The organism is Allobosea sp. NPDC003192, from assembly GCF_050275675.1.
Classification (GTDB): Bacteria; Pseudomonadota; Alphaproteobacteria; order Rhizobiales; family Beijerinckiaceae; genus Allobosea.
On the sequence record NZ_JBNNPK010000005.1, the window covers coordinates 47,965 to 66,853 of the forward strand.

The window sequence follows — 18,889 nt, forward strand, 5'->3', positions numbered from 1 at the left end:
GACGCAGCCTTGTCACGCAAGACCATCCTGACCTGCGCCGTCACCGGCAATCTGACGACGCGCGAGCAGCATCCCGGCCTGCCGGTGACGCCGGCCGAGATCGCCGCCGCTGCCATCGAGGCGGGCAAGGCCGGCGCGGCGGTGGTGCATCTGCATGCCCGCGACCCAGCCACGACCAAGGGCACGATGGACCTTGCCCTCTTCACCGAGATCGTCGACCGCATCCGGCAATCCGGCTCGGACGTCATCCTCAATCTCTCGACCGGGGAGGGCGGGCGCTTCATTCCGAGCCTTGACGATCCCAAGGTCGCGGCGCCGGGGACGACGCTGACCACGCCGGAGCGGCGGGTCGCGCATATCGAGGCGCTGAAGCCGGAAATCTGTACGCTGGACCTCAACACCATGTTCTCTGGCAGCGCGGTGGTGATCAACACGCCGCGCAACGTCACCGAGATGGCGCGGCGGATCTATGCCGCCGGCGTCCTGCCCGAGCTGGAGCTGTTCGATGGCGGCGACCTGCAGCTCGCTAGGGCGTTGCAGGCGGACGGGGTGCTGCGCAATCCGTTGCTGATCCAGATCGTGCTCGGCGTGCGCTATGGCGCGATCCCTAATCCGCAGACTCTGGTCTATTTCGCCTCGCAATTGCCGCCGGACTGCATCTGGGCCGCCTTCGGCATCGGCCGGCATGAGTTCCCGTTGCTGGCGCAGGCCTTCCTGCTCGGCGGCCATGTCCGGGTCGGCCTGGAGGACAATGTCTATATCCGCAAGGGCGTGCTGGCGCGGGACAATGCCGAGCTGGTCGAGAAGGCCGGCACGATCATCGAGAGCCTGGGTGGCGCGCTCGCGACGCCGGCCGAGGCGCGGGCGATCCTCGGCCTCTAGCCCAGCCGTTCGGAAATCCGCTTGGCCGCGGCCCTGACCGCGGCGAGGTAGCGGCCGTCGATCTGGTCGAGGTCGAAAGCCGAGTCCGGTCCGGAGATGTCGATCGCCGCGACGACCGTGCCGCGCCGGTCGACGATGGGCGCCGAGATCGAGCTGCCGGCCGCCTCCATCACGCCGCGGCTGACGACATGTCCGCGCGCCGCCGCCGCTTCCACCGTGGCGATCAGCTCTGGCGTCGAGGTCGGAGTCTGGCTGGTCAGCGACACGTAGCGCTCCTTGCGGAAGAGCTCCTCCAGCTCCGCCTGCGGCAGACCGGCGAGCAGCAGCCAGCCCATAGGCGAGGCATAGGCCGGGACGCGCGAGCCGACATTCATGTTGCTGAGGAAACCCGAGCGGGTCTGCACGCAGCTCAAATAGAGCACGTCGCGTTCGTCGCGGATCGCCAGATGGGCCGAGACCAAAGTCTCGTCGCGCAGTGCCTCGAGCTCGGGACGGGCGATCTCGATGATGTCCTTCGAGGCCAGGAAGGCGAAGCCGATATTGAGAACGCGCGGGCCGAGCGCGAACTGCTTCGACTGCTCCTCCTCGAGGAAGCCCATGTGCCGGAGCGTATAGATCAGGCGGAAGACCGAGGAGCGCGTCAGGCCGAGCTCCGAGGCGATCTCGGTGATGCTCAGCGGCCGGCGCGCCGCTGCGACGATTTCGAGGACACGCAGGCCGCGATGCAGGCCGGGCACGAAATAGACCGCGTGGTTCTTGTGCTGCGTTTCCGCATCCGCCGCGTCGTCCATGCGTTGTCGACTCGCCTCAGGGGTCACCGTTCCATTTGCATGTAAAACAGTTGTGCGCTGCGGTCACGCCCAAGGCGAGCGGTACAAGGGCGGTTGCTGCCGTGGTCAGGCCGGCAGCACCTTGCCCGGGTTCATAATGTTGTCGGGGTCGAGGCTCGCCTTCAGCGTGCGCATCACCTCGACGGCGGCGTCGCCATGCTCCTTGCGCAGGAATTTCGCCTTGCCGTAGCCGACGCCGTGCTCGCCGGTGCAGGTGCCGCCGAGCTCGATGGCGCGGTTGACCAGGAGGCCGTTCAGCCGCTCGGCCTCGCGGATCTCCTCGGGCGAATCCATACTGATCAGGAAGCCCATGTGGAAATTGCCGTCGCCGACATGGCCGAGCGCCGTGACCGGGAAAGGCGCATCCTTGGCCTGCTCCTTGATCTCGGTGATGCAGGCGGCGAGCTGGGAGATCGGCACGCAGGTGTCGGTGCCCCAGCTGCTGGCGCCGGGGCGCAAAGCGAGTAGCGCGTAATGCATGTTGTGCCGGGCCTGCCAGAGCTTGTTGCGCTCTTCGGTACTGGTGGCGAAGCGCCAGCCCTCACCGCCATGGCCTTCGGCAAGCATCTGCACGGTCTCAGCCTGCGAGACGACCGCCGCTTCCGTGCCGTGGAACTCGAGGAAGAGCGCGACCGTCTCGGGATAGCTCAGATTGTTGTGGCGGTTGATGGCGCGCATGCAGGTCTCGTCGAGCAGCTCGACGCGGGCGACCTGGATGCCGCATTGGATCGTCTCGATCGCGCAATTGACGGCGCTGGCGATGTCCGGGAAGGAGCAGACCGCGACCGAGCTGGCTTCTGGAATGCCATAGAGCCGCAGCGTGATCTCGGTGATGACGCCGAGCGTGCCCTCCGAGCCGACGAAGAGGCGGGTGAGATCGTAGCCGGCCGAGGATTTGCGGGCGCGCCCGCCGGTCTTCAGGACGGTGCCGTCGGCGAGCACGACGGTGAGCGCCAGCACATTGTCCTTCATCGTGCCGTAGCGCACCGCGTTGGTGCCCGAGGCGCGCGTCGCTGTCATGCCGCCGAGGGTGGCGTCGGCGCCGGGATCGACCGGGAAGAACAGGCCGGTGTCACGCAGGTGTTCGTTGAGCTGCTTGCGGGTGACGCCGGCCTCGACCGTGCAGTCGAGATCCTCGGCATTGACGGCGGTGATCGCGTTCATGCGCGAAAGGTCGATACAGACGCCGCCATGCAGCGCGACGACATGGCCTTCAAGCGATGTGCCGGCGCCAAACGGGATGACCGGCACCTTCGCCTGATGGCAGAGTTTCACGATCTGGCTGACTTCTTCGGTCGTCGCCGGATAGCAGACGAGGTCCGGGGCCTTGGTCGGGTGATAGGATTCGCCATGGCCGTGATGTTCGCGCTCGCTGTCCGATGTCGAGCAGCGCGGGCCGAGGAGGTCGCGCAAGGAAGCGGCCAGGTCGTCGAGGGCGGGGTGTCGAAAGGTGCCGGACGCGGTGGCGGGGGCGTTCATTGGGTCTGCGATCCTCGTGCACATCTTCGGCGCGGCTGCGCTGCAATCTCGGCCAGCTCATTGTTCTCGGCCAGCACCGATGCAGCATGAGCGCTCTGCATTGGCAGGGGAAGTGCGGCGTCAGGCCGAATGGTCGCGCCTGGCGACGCCGAGCAGGTACTGGCCATAGCCGCTCTTCGACAGGGCTTCTCCAAGCGCGCGCAACTGCTCGCGGTCGATCCAGCCGTTCTCGAAGGCGATCTCCTCGGGGCAGGCAATGCGGAAGCCCTGGCGGCGCTCCAGCGTGCGCACGAACTCCGAGGCCTCGACGAGGGAATCCGGCGTGCCGGTGTCGAGCCAGGCATAGCCGCGGCCAAGCCGCTCGACATTGAGGGCGCCGCGTTCGAGATAGGCACGGTTGATATCGGTGATCTCGAGCTCGCCGCGGGCCGAGGGCTTCAGCTTGCGGGCGATTTCGACCACCTGCTCGTCATAGAAATAGAGACCGGTCACCGCCCAATGCGAGCGCGGCAGCTTGGGCTTCTCCTCGATCGAGAGCGCCTTGCCGGCTGCGTCGAAGGAGACGACGCCGTAACGCTCAGGATCGCTGACCCGATAGGCGAAGACGGTCGCTCCACTGGTCCGGGCGGCGGCGCGGTGCAGCACGCCGGTGAGGCCGTCGCCATAATAGAGATTGTCGCCGAGGATCAGGGCGGAGGGGCCGCCGGCGACGAAATCGGCACCGATATGATAGGCCTGCGCCAGCCCTTCCGGCTTCGGCTGGATCGCATAGGAGAGCTTGAGGCCCCAGCGCTCGCCGCTGCCGAACAGCGCCTCGAAGCGGGGAGCGTCCTCCGGCGTCGAGATGATCAGGATCTCGCGGATGCCGGCGAGCATCAGCGTCGAGAGCGGATAGTAGATCATCGGCTTGTCGTAGACGGGCAGGAGCTGCTTCGACGTCACCATGGTCATCGGGTGAAGCCGCGTGCCGCTACCGCCGGCGAGGATGATCCCCTTCATGTTGTCTCCTTCAGCTTCGCGATTGCGCGAGCAATGTGGCGACGCAGCTTTGCACGGAACCCTGCCAGGGCGGCAGGCGCAGGCCGTGGCGCTGGGCGAGCAGGCCGCAGTCGAGCCTGGAATTGCTCGGCCGGCGGGCGGGGGTGGGGTAGTCGATCGTGGCAATGCGCCTGACTCTGGCGCTCGGGCCACCAAGCGCGGCCGAGGCGGCGAAGACAGTCTCCGCCAGATCAGCCCAGCTTGCCTCGCCCGCGCCGGCGACATGGAAGACGCCGCGCAGCGTGGCATCGCCGGGGCGGGCGACCAGTGTCTTCGCCACCGCGATGATCGCCTCGGCGAGGTCGGGCGCGCTGGTCGGCGAGCCCAACTGGTCGGAGACCACGCCAACCTCGTCTCTGGTTTTGGCGAGGCGCAGCATGGTCTTCACGAAGTTGCCGCCATAGGGGCTGTAGACCCAGGCGGTGCGCAGGATCGTCCAGTCCGCGCCGGAAGCCGCGACCGCCTCCTCGCCGGCGAGCTTCGAGCGGCCATAGGCCGAGAGCGGGGCGGTCGTGTCGCTTTCGCGCCAAGGCCGCGGCGCCATGCCGTCGAAGACATAGTCGGTCGAGATGTGGATCAGCGGCACGCCGAGCGCCGCAGCGGCGACAGCGACCGCGCCGGAGCCTTCGCCATTGATGCGCAGAGCGAGCTCCGGTTCGGTCTCGGCCTTGTCGACGGCCGTGTAGGCGGCGGCGTTGACGATGCAGTCGGGGCTGACTGCGGCGAGCGCCTGCCGAACGCCGTCCGGCTGCGCCAGGTCGAGCTCGGGCCGGCCGACCGGGATGACGGTCACGGCCGCCGCCTGCGCGCAAGCGAGAAGGGATTGGACGACCTGCCCGGTCCGTCCGGTCACGGCTATGCGCATCGGGCCTTCGCCATCGGAAGCATGCGGCCGGTCTAGAGCATGGCGGGGAGGGGCTCAACCCGCCGCATCGAAGCGGCGGCCTTCCTCGCAGAGCCAGGTGACCAGCGCGTCGAGGGCCGAGCTGCGCTCGCTCTGCCGGTTGACGGTGAGCCAGCAGCCGGTCGCGCTGTCGAAGCTAAGGCCGAGCGGATTGACCAGCGCGCCCGAGGCCAGTTCCGCGGCGACATAGCAGCGCGGCGCGAGCGCGACGCCGAGCCCGGCGACGGCGGCGCGGATGATCACGGAATAATAGCCGTAGCGCACGGTGTGAGCCGGAACCGCGCCGCGCAGGCCGTGCGCCTCGGTGAATTCGGCCCAGAAGGCCGGCATCTGGAAATGCTGCAGCAGCGTCATCTTCTGGATGTCGGCGGCGCGATTGAAGCCGCCCAGGCGGTCGAGCGCTGCGGGTGCTGCGACGAGCGCGACCCGGCGGCCGAACAGGTAGTGCGACTCGCGATCTTCCCAAGGGCCGAAGCCGTGGACGATCTCGAGGTCGGCCTCCTCGATCTCCTTCTCGCTGACGAAATTGGTGAACTGGACGTCGATTTCTGGATGGGCCTGGGCGAATTCCGGGAAGCGCTCCATCAGCCAGCGCTCGCCGGCGATGGCGATCATGTGCAGGCGGATCGGCCGGCCGATCGCGGCGCGCTCGGCAAGGCGGCGGGCGCCGCGCTCCATCTGCTCGATCGCCGCCTCGGCATAAGGACGATAGATCGTGCCGGCCTCGGTCGGTTTCAGCCCGGCAGGGCTGCGCTCGAACAGGACGGTGCCGAGATGGTCTTCCAGAGCCTGGATCTGCTTGGAGACGGCGCTCTGGGTCAGGTGCACTTCGCCGGCCGCCTTCGCGGTCGAGCCGAGGCGGGCGACGGCGAGGAAAACCCGGAGCGCCGTGGTCGACGGCGGGAGATTGCGGCCGGCCAAATAGATATTCCTTCAGCGACTACCCTTGAGGAGATCGTTTCGTTTGCCGGTTGCGCGGTCAAGAGGGCAGTGTTTCAGGCAAGGGGAGAGCATCATGAACCATAATACGCGCCTGTGGGGTGGCCGTTTCCGCAAGTCGCCCGACCCGCGCATGATGAAGCTGTCGAGCGCGGCCGGCGCCCATGCGCGCCTCGCGCTGCAGGACATCGCCGGCGGCAAGGCCCATGCCGCCGAGCTCGAACGCGCCGGGCTGCTCAGCCAGGACGAGGCCAGGACCATCGTCGCGGCGCTCGAAGCGATTGCCGCCGACCTCGCTGCCGGGACGCTCGCGCCGGACGAGAGCGACGAGGACGTCCACACGTTCATCGAGCGCGTGCTGATCGCCCGCATCGGCGCGACCGGCGCCAAGCTCAGGGCCGGGCGCTCGCGCAACGACCAGGCCGCCAACAACCTGAAGCTCTATCTGCGGGCCGAAGCGCGGACGATCGGCGCGATGCTGGCCGAATTGCTCGAGGCGATCGCTGGCCAGGCCGATCGGCACGCGGCCTCGGTCTGCCCCGGCTTCACCCATCTGCAGAGCGCCCAGCCCGTCACCTTCGGCCATTGGCTGATGGCGCACGGCCAGGCGCTGTCGCGCGATGCCTCCCGCCTGCAGGACTGGGAGAAGCGCTCCTCGCTCTCGCCGCTGGGCGCTGCGGCGCTGGCGGGCTCGGCGATCGCGCTGACGCCGGAGCTCAGCGCCAGGGCGCTCGGCTATGACGGTCCCTGCGAGAATTCGGTCGATGCCGTCGGTGCGCGCGATCATGTCGCGGAATTCCTGTTCGTTGCGGCGATGCTGGCGACCAACCTGTCGCGGCTGGCCGAGGAAGTGACGCTCTGGACCTCGCGCCAGTTCGGCTGGGTCGTGCTCGACGATGCCTTTGCGACGGGGTCCTCGATCATGCCGCAGAAGAAGAACCCGGATATCGCCGAGATCTCGCGCGGCCGGGCAGCGCGCCTGACCGGCGATCTCGTCGCCATGCTCGGGGCGCTGAAGGGGTTGCCGCTCGCCTATAACCGCGACCTCGCCGAGGACAAGCGCGCGGCCTTCGACGCGGTCGACGTGCTTGGCGAAGTGCTGCCGGCCTTCGCCGGGCTGGTCGCGACGATGGAGGCCAGGCCCGAAGTAATGCGGGCGCAGGCCGGCACGGGCTTTGCGCTCGCGACCGAAGTCGCCGATCATCTGGCCCGCAAGGGCGTGCCCTTCGCCGAAGCGCACGAGATCAGCGGCGCGCTGGTGCGCTATTGCGAGGAGATGGGCCGCGAGCTCGAAGGGCTGGAGCCGGTGGAACTGCGCGCGATCGATCCGCGCCTCGACGAGAGCGTGCTCAAGGTGCTGACGCTCGATGCGGCGGTGGCGGCGCGCAGCGGCCATGGCGGCACGGCGCCGGCGCGGGTCGTCGAGCAGATCGGCCGCTTCCGTGGTTGGCTCGCCGGCTTTACGCACTGGACGAGGGAGCGCGCGGCATGAGCAGTCCAGCCCCAACCATGCCGGACCGCGGCCTGGCCGAGCTTGCGGGCCTGACCATCGTGCCCAAGCGCTTCTACGGGCGCTGGATCGCTGCGGCGGCGATCCTGTTCGTGCTGGCCTGGATCGTGAAGGCGTTCGCGCAGGGGCAGATCGCCTGGCCGGTTGTGGCGCAGTTCTTCACCGCGCCGGCCATCCTCGCCGGTCTCGTCAACACGCTGATCATGACCGTCTGCGCCATGGGGCTGGGCATCGTGCTCGGCGTGGTCTTCGCGATCATGTACATGTCGCCGAACCCGGTGCTGCGCGGCGTCGCGCTGTTCTACATCTGGTTCTTCCGCGGCACGCCGCTGCTGCTGCAGTTGCTGCTCTGGTTCAACCTGGCGCTGGTCTTCCCGACGATCGGCATCCCCGGTGTGGTCGAGTGGCGCACCATCGACATCATCGGGCCGTTCATGGCGACGCTGCTCGGCCTCGGCATGAACCAGGGTGCCTACACCGCCGAAGTCGTGCGCTCCGGCATCCTCTCGGTCGATCTCGGCCAGACCGAGGCCGCCAAGGCGATCGGCATGACCAGGCTGACGACGCTGCGCCGGATCGTGCTGCCGCAGGCGATGCGGGTGATCATCCCGCCTGTTGGCAACGAGGTGATCAGCATGGTCAAGCTGACCTCGGTCGCCAGCGTGATCCAGTTCTCCGAGATCCTGCGCAATGCGCAGAATGTCTACTACGCCAATGCTCGCGTCATCGAACTGCTGATCGTCGCGGCCGGCTGGTACCTGCTCGTCGTCACCCTCCTGCAGATCGGCCAGTTCTTCCTCGAACGCGCCTTCTCGAAGGGCCGGGGCGAGCGCCGCGCCAAGCCTCAGGTCGCCGAGGAGGCCGCCGCGTGACTTCCCTGTCCCCGATCGTCGTCGCCGCCAGCGTCACCAAGCAGTTCGGGCCGCTGAAGGCGCTGAACAAGGTTTCGCTCTCGGTCAGCCCAGGCGCGGTGCAATGCATCATCGGCCCGTCCGGCTCGGGCAAGTCGACCCTGCTGCGCTGCATCAACCAGCTCGAGAAGATCGATGCCGGCGCGATCACCGTCGCCGGCGAACTGATCGGCTTTCGTCGCGTCGGCAACGAACTGCACGAGCTCAGCGATGCCGAGATCGCGCGCCAGCGGCTGAAAACCGGCATGGTCTTCCAGCGCTTCAACCTGTTCAACCACATGACGGTGCTGCAGAACATCATCGAGGGGCCGCTCACGGTGCTGAAGCGGCCACGGCGCGAGATCATCGCCGAGGCGATGGCGCTGCTCGATCGTGTCGGCCTTTCCGAGAAGCGCGATTCCTATCCGATCGAGCTCTCGGGCGGCCAGCAGCAGCGCATCGCCATCGCCCGCGCGCTGGCGATGAAGCCGCAGGTCATGCTTTTCGACGAACCGACCTCGGCGCTCGACCCCGAACTCGTCGGCGAAGTCCTCAACGTGATGCGCGACCTTGCCGCTACCGGCATGACGATGATCGTCGTGACCCATGAACTCGGCTTCGCCCGCGAGGTGGCGAGCGACGTCGTCTTCATGGACAAGGGCGAGATCGTCGAGCAGGGCCCGCCGCAGCAGGTGCTGGTCGCGCCGAGCCAGGCCCGCACCCGAGACTTCATCGCCGCCGTCCTCAAGTGATCCAAGACCAAGTGAACCTAAGCAAAGACAAGAGGGAGACCACCATGCTTCGCCTTTCGCTCGCCGCCGCGCTGCTCGCCGGTACCGCACTCGCCGCCCAGGCCCAGGCCCTGCCGGACCGGATCAAGACCGCCGGCAAAATCGTCATCGCGACCCAGCCGAACTATGCGCCGATCGTCTACAAGGACCCGGCGACCAACCAGATGGCCGGCTTCGACTATGAGCTCGGCGAAGCGATCGCCAAGGAGCTCGGCGTCAAGGCCGAGTGGCAGGACACCGCCTTCGCCCAGATGCTGCCCTCGCTGACCACTGGCCGCGTCGACATGGTGATGGCCGGGATGAGCGACCTGCCGGCAAGGCGCGAGACGGTCGATTTCGTCGACTACATGGTCTCGGGCGCGCAGTTCTACACCGTCACCGCCTTCGCCTCGACGATCAAGTCGGTCGAGGATCTCTGCGGCAAGAGCGTCGGCGCCAGCCGCTCGACGAACTGGCCGAAGCAGATCGGCGAGTGGAGCGAGGCCAACTGCGTCGCCAAGGGCAAGCCGGCGATCACCGTGGTCGGCACGGAGGGCTCGGTCGACGCCCGAACCCAGCTCAAGACGCAGCGCCTGCAGGGCGGCGTCCAGGGCAGCGAGACGATGAGCCATTTCCAGAAGCTCGAGCCGAACACCTATATCCCGCTCGGCGAGCCCTTCACCCGTTCGCTGACCGGCATCCCGTTCCCGAAGACGGCCGAGGGCGGCCAGCTGCGCGATGCGGTCAAAGGCGCGCTGGAGCGGCTGCAGGCGAACGGCACCTATGACGCGCTGATCGCGAAATACGTCCAGCCGAGCAATGCGCTGAAGCCGATCTCGGTCAACAAGGGCGAGTGAGGCGACTGTAGCGCTTTTTTGGCAGCTTCCCTTTTTGCGGGAGGCTGCCAATGGCCGCCGCGGTCAAGGACGGCGCTGACAGCCGGATGCTTGCCTGTTATACATTTCGTACAACAGACAAGCCCCAGAGCGCGCCATGAACAAGCCCGAGAAGCCGGCAGGCGAGCAGGCCATGGTCCTGCAGGTCCGCAAGATCGGAAACTCGGTGGGGATCATCCTGCCGAAGGAATTGCTGGCGCGGTTGAAGCTCGCAGAAGGCGACAAGCTGACGGTGGTCGAGCAGTCGGAGCTCGGCCTCAAACTGACGCGTTATGACGATACCCATGCGCGCGGGCTCGAAATCGCCCGACGCTCGTTCAAGACCTATGCCAACACTTATCGCGCCCTGGCGAAATGACCGAGCCCGTCTGGGTCAGCGTCGACCTGGTCGTCGATATTCACGCCGAGCAGCTCGCGTTGTTCGGCGGGCCGGCCGGCATTCGCGATCATGGTCTTCTTGAATCGGCGCTGGCACGAGCGCCGAACAAATATGCCTACGGTGAAGACGATCTCGCCGCCCTCGCTGCGGCCTATGCGTTCGGCGTTGCGCGCAATCATCCCTTTGTCGACGGCAACAAGCGGGCCGCATTCGCTTCTATGATCGTCTTCCTCGGGCTCAACGGCATCGACTTCCTCGTGCCCGAACCGGAGGCGACGGCGGCCATCCTCGCGCTCGCTGCCGGCGAGGTCGAGGAGGAGGGGCTGACGCGCTGGATCCGCGACAACTGGCCGAAGGATGCGCCGGCATGAGCAAGCCGATCTGGATCGAGGCTGCGATCAACGGCCCTTGGGGCAAGGAGCGCCAGCCCGGCATCCCCATCGCGATCGCCGACATCGTCGCGGACGGGATCGCTGCGGTCGAGGCCGGCGCCGCGATCGTCCATCTGCATGTCTATGATCTCGAGACCGGCCGCCAGCGCGACGACTGGGAGCTCTATGCCCAGGCGATCGAGGGCATCAGGGCCAAAGTCGATGCGATCGTCTACCCAACCATCCCGATCCTCGGTTCGGGCTATGCCGGCGACATGATCGGCTCGGGCCGCTACACGCATCTGGAGGAGTTGGCGAAGCGCGGCCTGGTCGAATGGGGCGTGCTCGATCCCGGCTCGTGCAACTGGACGACCTTCGCCGGCATCCCAGAGGGCGAGGCCGGCTTCATCTACCAGAACCCCGGCGAGCATATCCGCGAGGGGATGGCGGTGGCTCAGGCCCACAGGATCCATCCGAGCTACGCGATCTACGAGCCCGGTTTCACCCGGTTGGGGGCGGCGCTGGCCAAGGCCTACCCCGGCATGCCGACGCCGATCTACCGGCTGATGTTCTCCGACACCTTCGCCTGGGGCTTTCCGCCGAAGCCCTATGCGTTGGAAGCCCATCTTGCGCTGCTGGCGGACTGCGCGCCACAGGCTCCGGTGATGATCGCTGGGCTCGGCGTCGATCTCACGGAGATCGTCACCCCTGCGGTCGCGCGCGGCGTCCATGTCCGTGCCGGGCTGGAGGATGCGCCCTTCGGCGAGACGCGCAGCAATGCCCAATTGATCGCCGAGACGGCTCGCAAGGTCGAAGCGGCCGGTGGGCGAGCGGCGAGCGCGGCGGAGGTCAGGGCACAACTCGCGGGGTGACCGGAGCAGTAGCGGCGAACGTCACCAGCGATTAGCTTTTCGCGCTTCCGCAAGCGGGGAGGGCGCGATGGCGTCGGTGACTGTCGAGTTGCGCAATGTCGAGGGCACGCAGGCGGCGATGGGCTGGGCCGGCGCGCACACCGTCGTCGTCGATCGTCCCGAGGGCAAGGCCGGCGGCATGGGACTCGGCTTCAACGGAGCGCAATTGCTGGCGCTCGCGCTCGGCGGCTGCTTCTGCAACGATCTGCGCTATGCCGCGCATGAACTCGGCGTCTCGCTTGGGCGGATCGCCGTCTCGGTCACGGTCGAGCTGGAAGGCATGCCCTTGCTGACCAAAGCGGCGACGATGAGCGTCCGGTGCGAGATGCAGGACGGCTCGGACGCCGCTGCGGTCATCGAAAAGGCCAAGGCGATCTGCATGGTCGCCAACTCGCTCGGCCGCGGCTTCCCGGTGGCGATCGAGCAGGCCGGGCGCTCCTGAGACAGCGTGTCGGCTGGCTTTCCCCGCCGGAGCGCCTACATCGGATGCAGCCCGTCATGAGCCGCGCGAGCCCCGATGTCCGAACGCGATAGCGAAGCCAATCGATTCTCCGCCCGCGCGGCGCGCTATGCCCGCGTTGGCGCCAATGTCGGCGGGGTGGCGGCGCGGATCGCCGGCACGAAGCTGTTCGGGCTGGAGGGCCGCAACGCCACCAATGCCGAGGCGCTGGCCAAGGCGCTCGGCGGTCTGAAGGGCCCGCTGATGAAGGTGGCGCAGCTCGTCGCCACCATTCCCGATGTGGTCCCGCCGGAATACGCCGCCGAATTGCAGAAGCTGCAATCGGAAGCGCCGCCGATGGGCGCGGCCTTCGTCAAGCGCCGGATGCAGGCCGAACTCGGTGCCGCCTGGCGCGAGCGTTTCGCCGAATTCGATCTCAAGCCGGCCGCTGCCGCCTCGCTCGGGCAGGTGCATCGGGCGGTCTCGCTGGACGGCGCTCCGCTCGCCTGCAAGCTGCAATATCCCGACATGGAATCGGCCGTCGAAGCCGATATCTCGCAACTCGAAATCCTGTTCGGGCTGCACCGGCGCATGGGCGCGGTGATCGACACCAGCGAGATCGCCAAGGAGATCAGCGCCCGCGTCCGCGAGGAGCTCGACTATCGCCGCGAGGCCAAGCATGTCGCGCTCTACCAGCATATGCTCGCCGCGACGCCCGAAGTGCGCGTGCCTGAGATCGTGTCGGAGCTGTCTACACGGCGGCTCCTGACCATGAGCTGGCTCGACGGCGACAAGATCCTCAACCACAAGCAGGCGAGCCAGCAGGTCCGCGACCGGATCTCGACCGCGATGTTCCGGGCCTGGTGGCGGCCGTTCAGCCATCACGGCGTCATCCATGGCGATCCGCATCTGGGAAACTACACGGTCTTCCAGGAGGACGGCGAGCCTCAAGGCATCAACCTGCTCGACTATGGCTGCATCCGCATCTTCCCGCCGAGCTTCGTCGGCGGCGTGGTCGATCTTTATCGCGGCCTGCTCGAAGGCGACGACACCCGCGTCGTCCATGCCTATGAGGTCTGGGGCTTCAAGGGGCTGACCAAGGAGCTGATCGACATTCTCAACATCTGGGCGAAGTTCATCTACGGCCCGCTGCTGGAAGACCGCACGCGCCGGATCGCCGAAGGCGTCAGCCCGTCGGAATACGGCCGCAAGCAGGCCTTCCAGGTCCATTCGGCGCTGAAGGCGCGCGGGCCGGTGACGGTGCCGCGCGAATTCGTCTTCATGGATCGCGCCGCGATCGGCCTTGGCGGTGTCTTCCTGCATCTCGATGCCGAGCTCAACTTCCACCGGCTGTTCGAGCAGGAGATCGAGGCTTTCAGTGTCGATCGCGTTGCACGCGAGCAGGGCGCTGCTCTGGCCGCGGCCGGGCTTGCGGGCCACTGATCGCCGGAATCGTCAATTTCGCGCCTGCACGGCACAATCCCTCGGTGGAGGGATGCCATGCAGGACGCGAGCAAGGACGTTACAGCGCGGCGCGACTACAGCCTGTTCGTGCGGCGCAATCCCGGCGAGCTCGCGCTCAAGCTGTCGGATGAGGGCGTGGCGATTGCGGGTGGTTGCCTGCTCTGGGTGACCGAGGCCGGAGAGGATTCACGGCCACTTGCTGATGTCAGCGCGGTGCATCTCTCGGTTGCCCACATCGCCCGGCATGGCGATTTCGGCAGCTGCATCATCCACTTTGGTGGGGCTGCGCCGTTGCAGGTGGTCGGCAGCAGCGCCTTCGGCTTTCCGGATGAGGAGCGCGATCCGGCCTATGCCGCCTTCGTGCGTGATCTGCACGAGCAACTGGCGACGCGGCCGACAGGCGCCGTGCGCTTCTCGGCGGGCGTGAGCGATGGGCGGCTGCAGGTCATGCAGGTGATGCTGGTCATTGCCGGACTGTTCTTTGTCGCACTGCCGCTGGTCCTGCTGCTGCTCATCGGTGAACTGATTATGCTGGCCGCAGCTACGGCTGGCGGCCTCTTCGTCACCGGCATCTATGCCTCGATGCAGAAGAATCGGCCGCGCGGTTATGATCCGTGTCATATTCCCGCGGAGCTGCTGCCATAAGTCGCGCCGGCTGACTCAAGGCCCAAATGGCTGCAATCGGCGACATTCGCGCCCTTTTTCCCCGGCATTGGCCGCTGTCGTTCAGAAAATGGTCCTCATCGTTCCGGTGTTCCGTTGCCGACCCTTTTCAGGTGCGCTACAGGGCGTCAGGACAGGTTTGAATTCGGGACTTTCTTCATGGCCGATCACGGACACGCCGCCGACATTCCGGAGATGGATTATCCGGAGCACGAGCGCACCTATACCGGCTTCATCCACTTCGCCGAAGTCGGCACGGTCGCCTGCCTCGCCATCGTCGCGGCGCTCGCGGTCGGCGGCACCAAGCACGCCTGGGGCACTGCCATCATCGGCACGCTGCTGACCCTGGTCGGCACCGGTGTCGGCATCGCCGCCCCGTCGATCGGCTGGCGCGCCACGCTCGTCCCGCTCGTCCTGATGCTGCTGGCGCTGCTGCTCTATTGAGCCGGATGGCCCGGTACTGACGATATCGTCAAGGCGCTGGCCGATCCGGGCCCGGGCTTTCGTCATCGGAACGTTGTAAAGGGCCGGCTCGATGCCGGCCTTTTCGCTTTGGGCGAGGCCTAAGGTTGCGGATGATGCGCAGGCTCCTGAAGTTTCTCGCGGTCAGTGCGCTCTGCGGCTATGTCGCCGTGCTGGGGCTGCTCTATGTCAAGCAGCGCGACCTGCTCTATCCACGCAACCCGGCCCGCGCCGAGGTCGCCAGCGCCAATCTGCCGGGCGTCGAGGAAGCCACGCTGACCGCAGCGGACGGCGAGAAGCTGATCGCCTGGGTGGTGCCGCCGCGCGAGGGCAAGCCGGTGCTGCTGTTCTTCCACGGCAATGCCGGCAATTTCGCGGGATCGGGCAGGCAGTCGCTGTTCCGGCAATTGACCGAGGATGGAACCGGCCTGTTCGCGGTGAACTACCGGGGCTATGGCGGCTCGACCGGCTCGCCGAGCGAGGGCGGGTTGGCGCAGGATGCGCGCGCGGCCTATGCCGCTGCGAGCGCACGGTTCGGCCCAGATCGGCTGGTCGGCTATGGCGAGTCGCTCGGCACCGGCGTGGTGGCGAAGCTGGCGGCCGAGGTTCCGCTCAGGGCGGTGATCCTCCAGGCGCCCTATATGTCCACGGTCTCGGTGGCGCAGCTACGCTATCCCTATGTGCCGGTCGGCGGACTGATGAAGGACCAGTTCCGCTCGGATCTGGTGATCGGCAAGGTCAAGGCGCCGCTGCTCGTCATGCACGGCCAGCGCGACAGCGTCATCCCGTTCAGCCAGGGCGAGGCGCTGTTCGCCCTCGCCAATCCGCCGAAGCGCTTCATCAGCTTTCCCGACGGGAACCACAATGATTTGCGCCTGCATGGCTCGGTCGTAGAGGTCCGGCGCTTTCTCGCCGATCTGGGCGCGAACCGGCTGAGCGGCAGCGCGACGATGACTGCGGCGCGGCAATAGGCGAGGCGCTTCAGAGGCGGAACATGCCGCCACCGCCGCCGAGGCGGGCCGAGCCGGAGCGAGCGATCTGGTTGTTGCCGTCGAGGCCAAGAGCGCGCTGGTAGGCTTCGCTTGCCTCAGTCTTCTTGCCCTGCTTCTCGAAGGCGAAGCCGCGGCCGGCCCAGGCCGCAGCGTTGCGATTGTCGACATTGAGCGCCGCGGTGAAGTCTTCCAGCGCCGAATCGTATTTGCCGAGGGCGTTGAGGCTCTCGCCGCGGGCGATATAGGGCGGGGCGGTATAGGGGTTGCGGTCGATCACCGAGTCGAAATCGGTGACCGCCTGCTGGTGCTGGCCTTCCTTCTGATAGACCAGCCCGCGGGCGTGGAAGGCCTCGGCCGATTCCGGGTTGAGGCGGATCGCGGTGTTGAGGTCGGCCAGCGCCTGCTGGCTGTTGCCCTGCAGACGCAGCAGGTTGGCGCGGGCGACGAAGGCCGGGGCGTAATTCGGATTGGCGGTGGTGGCGCGGTTGAAGTCCTGCAGCGCCGCGTCGTTGCGCCCGCTCTGGCGCAGCGCCAGGCCGCGATTGGTGTAGGCCGGCGCGAAATTGGAATCGATCTGTACCGCCTTGGTGAAATCGGAGATGGCGTCGGAATAGCGGCCGATGCGGGCATAGGCGGCGCCGCGCGTGTTGTAGGCCTGCGGGTCGTTCGGATTGCGGTTGATCACCTCGCTCAGCGAGCCGATGTTGACGCTCGCGGCCTCGGTGTTCTCTGTCTGGAGCTCGGCGACGCCGGCTCCGGAGCTCATGCTCACCGTGTCGCAGCCTGCGAGCGCGAGCGCGAGGCCCGTCGCGATCAGCCAGTTCCTGCCCGTGAACATGCTCTTATCCATCGCCTTAAAACTCTCGTCTGCCATGCGCCGCGCCTGCTCCGATGCGCAGCCCATCCTCCAAAACGCCCAAGCCCTGACAAGGTTTGGTTAACGAGCCTACAAAAACAACAGCGCCCGGAGAAGCTCCAGGCGCCGGTATCAAAATGGCACTGGGGCGGCGGTAGCCAGACCTCTTGCGCGGGTCAGACCGCCGGCCGGGCGGGCCGCTCGGGGCGCTTCGGCTTGACCGGCGCCGGCAGCAGGCCTTCGCGCTGCAGCTTCTTGCGGATCAGCTTGCGGGCGCGGCGGACGGCCTCGGCCTTCTCGCGCGCCTTCTTCTCGGACGGCTTCTCGTAATGGCCGCGGAGCTTCATCTCACGGAAGATGCCTTCGCGCTGCATCTTCTTCTTCAGCGCCCGCAGCGCCTGGTCGACATTGTTGTCGCGAACGAGAACCTGCACGTCTCTTAGTCCGTCGTTGTCGGTGGCCCGGAATCGGGGCGGCGACCTTCCGCTGGGAAGATCGCCGCGAAGGTGGTGCGGATACCAGAATTCCCGTGGCCTGTCCACGCTGCAGCGCGTCAAAACACGCGCAAATGCGCGGTTTTCGCTGCGTTCGCGCCGCGTCCCTCAGCCGGCCTCGGGGAGGACGCGGGTAACGTGACCCATCTTGCGGCCGGGCCTTGCCTCGCGCTTGCCGTAGAGGTGCAGATGCGTGCCCGGCTCGGCCAGGATGGCGCGCCAGTCGTTCGCCTGATCGCCGATCAGGTTCTGCATGGTGACGCGGCCACGCCGCGCCGTCGCGCCCAGCGGGAAGCCGCAGACGGCTCGGACATGCTGGTGGAACTGCGAGGTCTGGGCGCCCTCGCTGGTCCAGTGCCCGGAATTGTGCACGCGCGGGGCGATTTCGTTGACGACGACCTGCTCGCTACTCTCGCCCTCGACCAGGAAGAACTCGACGGCGAAGACGCCGACATAGCCGAGCGCCTCGCCGATGCGCCGCGCCGCCTCGATTGCGGCGTCGGCTGCGGCCACGTCGATGTGGGCCGGCACCTGCGTGAGCGCCAGGATGTGGTCGCGATGCTCGTTCTCGCAGACGTCGAAGGCGGCGAAGGAGCCGTCGACAGCGCGGGCGGCGACGACCGAGACCTCGCGCGCGAAGGTGACGAAGCCTTCGAGGATCGCCGGGAAATGACCAATCTCGTCCCAGGCCTGCGCGAGATCGACGCCCTCGGCGATCTTGACCTGGCCCTTGCCGTCATAGCCGAAGCGGCGCGTCTTCAGCACGGCCGGGCGGCCGAGCCTGGCGACGGCCTTTTCCAGATCGGCGAGCGAGTCGACCGGCTCGAATGGCGCCACCGCGAGGCCGAGATCGGCGACGAAGCGCTTCTCGGTGAGGCGGTCCTGCGTCACCGCAAGGGCGCGCGCTCCCGGATGCAGCGGGGTGCGGGCGGCGAGGAAGGCGGCGGTCGCGGCCGGGACGTTCTCGAATTCGTAGGTCACGACATCGACCGCGTCGGCAAAGCTGGCGAGCGCCGCCTCGTCCTCATAGGCGCCGATGGTGTGGCGGGCGGCGACCTCATAGGCCGGGCTGTCGGGCTCGGGCGCGAAGATATGGGCGCGCACGCCAAGGTCGGCTGCCGCCAGCGCCAGCATGCGGGCGAGCTGGCCGCCACCGAGAATGCCGAGTACGGCGCCGGGACCAAGGCCGCGCGGATCGGGCTGGCTCATGCCTCATCCTTCGGGCGTTCGGCGACGGCGGCGCTCAGCTTGGCGCGCCAGGCGTCGAGGCGTTCGGCGAGCGCGTCATCGGAGAGGGCGAGGACGGCGGCGGCGAGCAAGGCGGCGTTGATCGCGCCGGCCTTGCCGATGGCGAGCGTGCCAACCGGGATACCTCCCGGCATCTGCACGATCGAGAGCAGGCTGTCCTGACCGGAGAGCGCCTTGGATTCGACGGGAACGCCGAAGACGGGGAGGGGAGTGAGCGATGCCGTCATGCCCGGCAGGTGCGCCGCGCCGCCGGCGCCGGCGATGATGACCTTGAAGCCAGCCGCCTTGGCGCCCTTGGCGAAGGCATACATCCTGTCGGGCGTGCGATGGGCCGACATGATGCGCGCATCGAAGGCGATGCCGAGCTCACCCAGTGTATCGGCGGCATGGCGCATCGTCGCCCAGTCGGACTGGCTGCCCATGATGATGGCGACGGGTGGGGTCGGCTCGGCCATGAAATCAGCGCTTCCCG

General features: G+C 67.4%; 22 protein-coding genes. 13 read left to right on the forward strand and 9 right to left on the reverse strand.

Annotation, left to right across the window (positions count from 1 at the left end; genetic code table 11):
• Positions 1–9: 9 nt before the first annotated feature.
• Entirely contained in the window at positions 10–882 is an 873-nt protein-coding gene (locus tag ACQKLX_RS08660) for a beta-keto acid cleavage family enzyme (RefSeq protein WP_427361181.1), read from the forward strand.
• On the opposite strand, the gene ACQKLX_RS08665 is transcribed toward ACQKLX_RS08660, so the two are convergent.
• The 5 genes from ACQKLX_RS08665 to ACQKLX_RS08685 all read right to left on the reverse strand — a co-directional run bounded on the left by ACQKLX_RS08665 (position 879) and on the right by ACQKLX_RS08685 (position 6,054).
• Positions 879–1,673 (reverse strand): IclR family transcriptional regulator, encoded by a 795-nt coding sequence (locus ACQKLX_RS08665; RefSeq protein WP_427361182.1) that lies wholly within the window; start codon positions 1,671–1,673, stop codon positions 879–881. The two genes, ACQKLX_RS08660 and ACQKLX_RS08665, sit on opposite strands and share 4 nt — an antisense overlap.
• Before the next feature lie 105 nt (positions 1,674–1,778).
• Positions 1,779–3,191 carry an FAD-binding oxidoreductase gene (locus ACQKLX_RS08670; RefSeq protein ID WP_427361183.1) on the reverse strand — a complete coding sequence of 471 codons (1,413 nt, stop codon included), beginning with the start codon at positions 3,189–3,191 and terminating at the stop codon, positions 1,779–1,781.
• Positions 3,192–3,311: 120 nt separating this feature from the next.
• The gene (rfbA, locus tag ACQKLX_RS08675; RefSeq protein ID WP_427361184.1) at positions 3,312–4,190 is read right to left on the reverse strand and encodes a glucose-1-phosphate thymidylyltransferase RfbA; all 879 of its coding nucleotides are present in this window, start codon (positions 4,188–4,190) and stop codon (positions 3,312–3,314) included.
• A 10-nt stretch (positions 4,191–4,200) separates the two neighbouring features.
• Entirely contained in the window at positions 4,201–5,094 is an 894-nt protein-coding gene (rfbD, locus tag ACQKLX_RS08680) for a dTDP-4-dehydrorhamnose reductase (RefSeq protein ID WP_427361185.1), read from the reverse strand.
• Positions 5,095–5,148: 54 nt separating this feature from the next.
• Entirely contained in the window at positions 5,149–6,054 is a 906-nt protein-coding gene (locus ACQKLX_RS08685) for a LysR family transcriptional regulator (protein WP_427361186.1), read from the reverse strand.
• 94 nt (positions 6,055–6,148) lie between these two features.
• Here ACQKLX_RS08685 and argH point away from each other — a divergent pair, with 94 nt between their 5' ends.
• From argH to ACQKLX_RS08745, 12 genes are all read left to right on the forward strand, one after another.
• Positions 6,149–7,564 (forward strand): argininosuccinate lyase, encoded by a 1,416-nt coding sequence (gene argH / locus ACQKLX_RS08690; protein ID WP_427361187.1) that lies wholly within the window; start codon positions 6,149–6,151, stop codon positions 7,562–7,564.
• Complete coding sequence (locus ACQKLX_RS08695) at positions 7,561–8,454, forward strand: amino acid ABC transporter permease (protein WP_427361188.1); 894 nt, start codon at positions 7,561–7,563, stop codon at positions 8,452–8,454. Before argH ends, ACQKLX_RS08695 begins: the two co-directional genes overlap by 4 nt.
• 5 nt (positions 8,455–8,459) lie before the next feature.
• On the forward strand, positions 8,460–9,224 hold the full coding sequence (locus ACQKLX_RS08700) for an amino acid ABC transporter ATP-binding protein (RefSeq protein ID WP_427361410.1): 765 nt from the start codon (positions 8,460–8,462) through the stop codon (positions 9,222–9,224).
• Between the two features lie 44 nt (positions 9,225–9,268).
• Entirely contained in the window at positions 9,269–10,099 is an 831-nt protein-coding gene (locus ACQKLX_RS08705) for an ABC transporter substrate-binding protein (protein ID WP_092161263.1), read from the forward strand.
• Positions 10,100–10,235: 136 nt separating this feature from the next.
• Positions 10,236–10,496 (forward strand): AbrB/MazE/SpoVT family DNA-binding domain-containing protein, encoded by a 261-nt coding sequence (locus ACQKLX_RS08710; RefSeq protein WP_427361189.1) that lies wholly within the window; start codon positions 10,236–10,238, stop codon positions 10,494–10,496.
• Positions 10,493–10,888: a type II toxin-antitoxin system death-on-curing family toxin gene (locus ACQKLX_RS08715; protein WP_427361190.1), complete on the forward strand. Its 396-nt coding sequence runs from the start codon at positions 10,493–10,495 to the stop codon at positions 10,886–10,888. The genes ACQKLX_RS08710 and ACQKLX_RS08715 overlap by 4 nt, the downstream gene beginning before the upstream one ends.
• Positions 10,885–11,760 carry a beta-keto acid cleavage family enzyme gene (locus ACQKLX_RS08720; protein WP_427361191.1) on the forward strand — a complete coding sequence of 292 codons (876 nt, stop codon included), beginning with the start codon at positions 10,885–10,887 and terminating at the stop codon, positions 11,758–11,760. The genes ACQKLX_RS08715 and ACQKLX_RS08720 overlap by 4 nt, the downstream gene beginning before the upstream one ends.
• Before the next feature lie 67 nt (positions 11,761–11,827).
• Positions 11,828–12,241 (forward strand): OsmC family protein, encoded by a 414-nt coding sequence (locus ACQKLX_RS08725; RefSeq protein ID WP_427361192.1) that lies wholly within the window; start codon positions 11,828–11,830, stop codon positions 12,239–12,241.
• Between the two features lie 75 nt (positions 12,242–12,316).
• Entirely contained in the window at positions 12,317–13,681 is a 1,365-nt protein-coding gene (locus ACQKLX_RS08730; protein WP_427361193.1) for an ABC1 kinase family protein, read from the forward strand.
• 57 nt (positions 13,682–13,738) lie between these two features.
• Positions 13,739–14,347, forward strand: a complete 609-nt coding sequence (locus tag ACQKLX_RS08735; protein WP_427361194.1) for a hypothetical protein — start codon at positions 13,739–13,741, stop codon at positions 14,345–14,347.
• Between the two features lie 177 nt (positions 14,348–14,524).
• Positions 14,525–14,809, forward strand: a complete 285-nt coding sequence (locus ACQKLX_RS08740) for an aa3-type cytochrome c oxidase subunit IV (protein ID WP_427361195.1) — start codon at positions 14,525–14,527, stop codon at positions 14,807–14,809.
• 134 nt (positions 14,810–14,943) lie between these two features.
• A complete protein-coding gene (locus ACQKLX_RS08745; RefSeq protein WP_427361196.1) occupies positions 14,944–15,798 on the forward strand; it encodes an alpha/beta hydrolase in 855 nt (284 codons plus the stop codon).
• Positions 15,799–15,808: 10 nt separating this feature from the next.
• Here ACQKLX_RS08745 and ACQKLX_RS08750 read toward each other — a convergent pair whose 3' ends face one another.
• The 4 genes from ACQKLX_RS08750 to purE all read right to left on the reverse strand — a co-directional run bounded on the left by ACQKLX_RS08750 (position 15,809) and on the right by purE (position 18,872).
• Complete coding sequence (locus ACQKLX_RS08750) at positions 15,809–16,657, reverse strand: tetratricopeptide repeat protein (RefSeq protein ID WP_427361197.1); 849 nt, start codon at positions 16,655–16,657, stop codon at positions 15,809–15,811.
• 194 nt (positions 16,658–16,851) lie between these two features.
• The gene (gene rpsU, locus ACQKLX_RS08755) at positions 16,852–17,109 is read right to left on the reverse strand and encodes a 30S ribosomal protein S21 (RefSeq protein WP_092161278.1); all 258 of its coding nucleotides are present in this window, start codon (positions 17,107–17,109) and stop codon (positions 16,852–16,854) included.
• Between the two features lie 168 nt (positions 17,110–17,277).
• On the reverse strand, positions 17,278–18,378 hold the full coding sequence (locus tag ACQKLX_RS08760) for a 5-(carboxyamino)imidazole ribonucleotide synthase (RefSeq protein WP_427361198.1): 1,101 nt from the start codon (positions 18,376–18,378) through the stop codon (positions 17,278–17,280).
• Entirely contained in the window at positions 18,375–18,872 is a 498-nt protein-coding gene (gene purE, locus ACQKLX_RS08765) for a 5-(carboxyamino)imidazole ribonucleotide mutase (RefSeq protein ID WP_427361199.1), read from the reverse strand. Before purE ends, ACQKLX_RS08760 begins: the two co-directional genes overlap by 4 nt.
• Positions 18,873–18,889: the final 17 nt, after the last annotated feature.

Bases quoted from the DNA above. Each gene is read 5' to 3' on its own strand.
- ACQKLX_RS08665 (WP_427361182.1), bottom strand. From the start codon at position 1,673: ATGGACGACGCGGCGGATGCGGAAACGCAGCACAAGAACCACGCGGTC.
- ACQKLX_RS08670 (WP_427361183.1), bottom strand. From the start codon at position 3,191: ATGAACGCCCCCGCCACCGCGTCCGGCACCTTTCGACACCCCGCCCTC.
- rfbA (WP_427361184.1), bottom strand. From the start codon at position 4,190: ATGAAGGGGATCATCCTCGCCGGCGGTAGCGGCACGCGGCTTCACCCG.
- rfbD (WP_427361185.1), bottom strand. From the start codon at position 5,094: ATGCGCATAGCCGTGACCGGACGGACCGGGCAGGTCGTCCAATCCCTT.
- argH (WP_427361187.1), top strand. From the start codon at position 6,149: ATGAACCATAATACGCGCCTGTGGGGTGGCCGTTTCCGCAAGTCGCCC.
- ACQKLX_RS08695 (WP_427361188.1), top strand. From the start codon at position 7,561: ATGAGCAGTCCAGCCCCAACCATGCCGGACCGCGGCCTGGCCGAGCTT.
- ACQKLX_RS08705 (WP_092161263.1), top strand. From the start codon at position 9,269: ATGCTTCGCCTTTCGCTCGCCGCCGCGCTGCTCGCCGGTACCGCACTC.
- ACQKLX_RS08710 (WP_427361189.1), top strand. From the start codon at position 10,236: ATGAACAAGCCCGAGAAGCCGGCAGGCGAGCAGGCCATGGTCCTGCAG.
- ACQKLX_RS08715 (WP_427361190.1), top strand. From the start codon at position 10,493: ATGACCGAGCCCGTCTGGGTCAGCGTCGACCTGGTCGTCGATATTCAC.
- ACQKLX_RS08720 (WP_427361191.1), top strand. From the start codon at position 10,885: ATGAGCAAGCCGATCTGGATCGAGGCTGCGATCAACGGCCCTTGGGGC.
- ACQKLX_RS08725 (WP_427361192.1), top strand. From the start codon at position 11,828: ATGGCGTCGGTGACTGTCGAGTTGCGCAATGTCGAGGGCACGCAGGCG.
- ACQKLX_RS08730 (WP_427361193.1), top strand. From the start codon at position 12,317: ATGTCCGAACGCGATAGCGAAGCCAATCGATTCTCCGCCCGCGCGGCG.
- ACQKLX_RS08735 (WP_427361194.1), top strand. From the start codon at position 13,739: ATGCAGGACGCGAGCAAGGACGTTACAGCGCGGCGCGACTACAGCCTG.
- ACQKLX_RS08740 (WP_427361195.1), top strand. From the start codon at position 14,525: ATGGCCGATCACGGACACGCCGCCGACATTCCGGAGATGGATTATCCG.
- ACQKLX_RS08745 (WP_427361196.1), top strand. From the start codon at position 14,944: ATGCGCAGGCTCCTGAAGTTTCTCGCGGTCAGTGCGCTCTGCGGCTAT.
- ACQKLX_RS08750 (WP_427361197.1), bottom strand. From the start codon at position 16,657: ATGTTCACGGGCAGGAACTGGCTGATCGCGACGGGCCTCGCGCTCGCG.
- ACQKLX_RS08760 (WP_427361198.1), bottom strand. From the start codon at position 18,378: ATGAGCCAGCCCGATCCGCGCGGCCTTGGTCCCGGCGCCGTACTCGGC.
- purE (WP_427361199.1), bottom strand. From the start codon at position 18,872: ATGGCCGAGCCGACCCCACCCGTCGCCATCATCATGGGCAGCCAGTCC.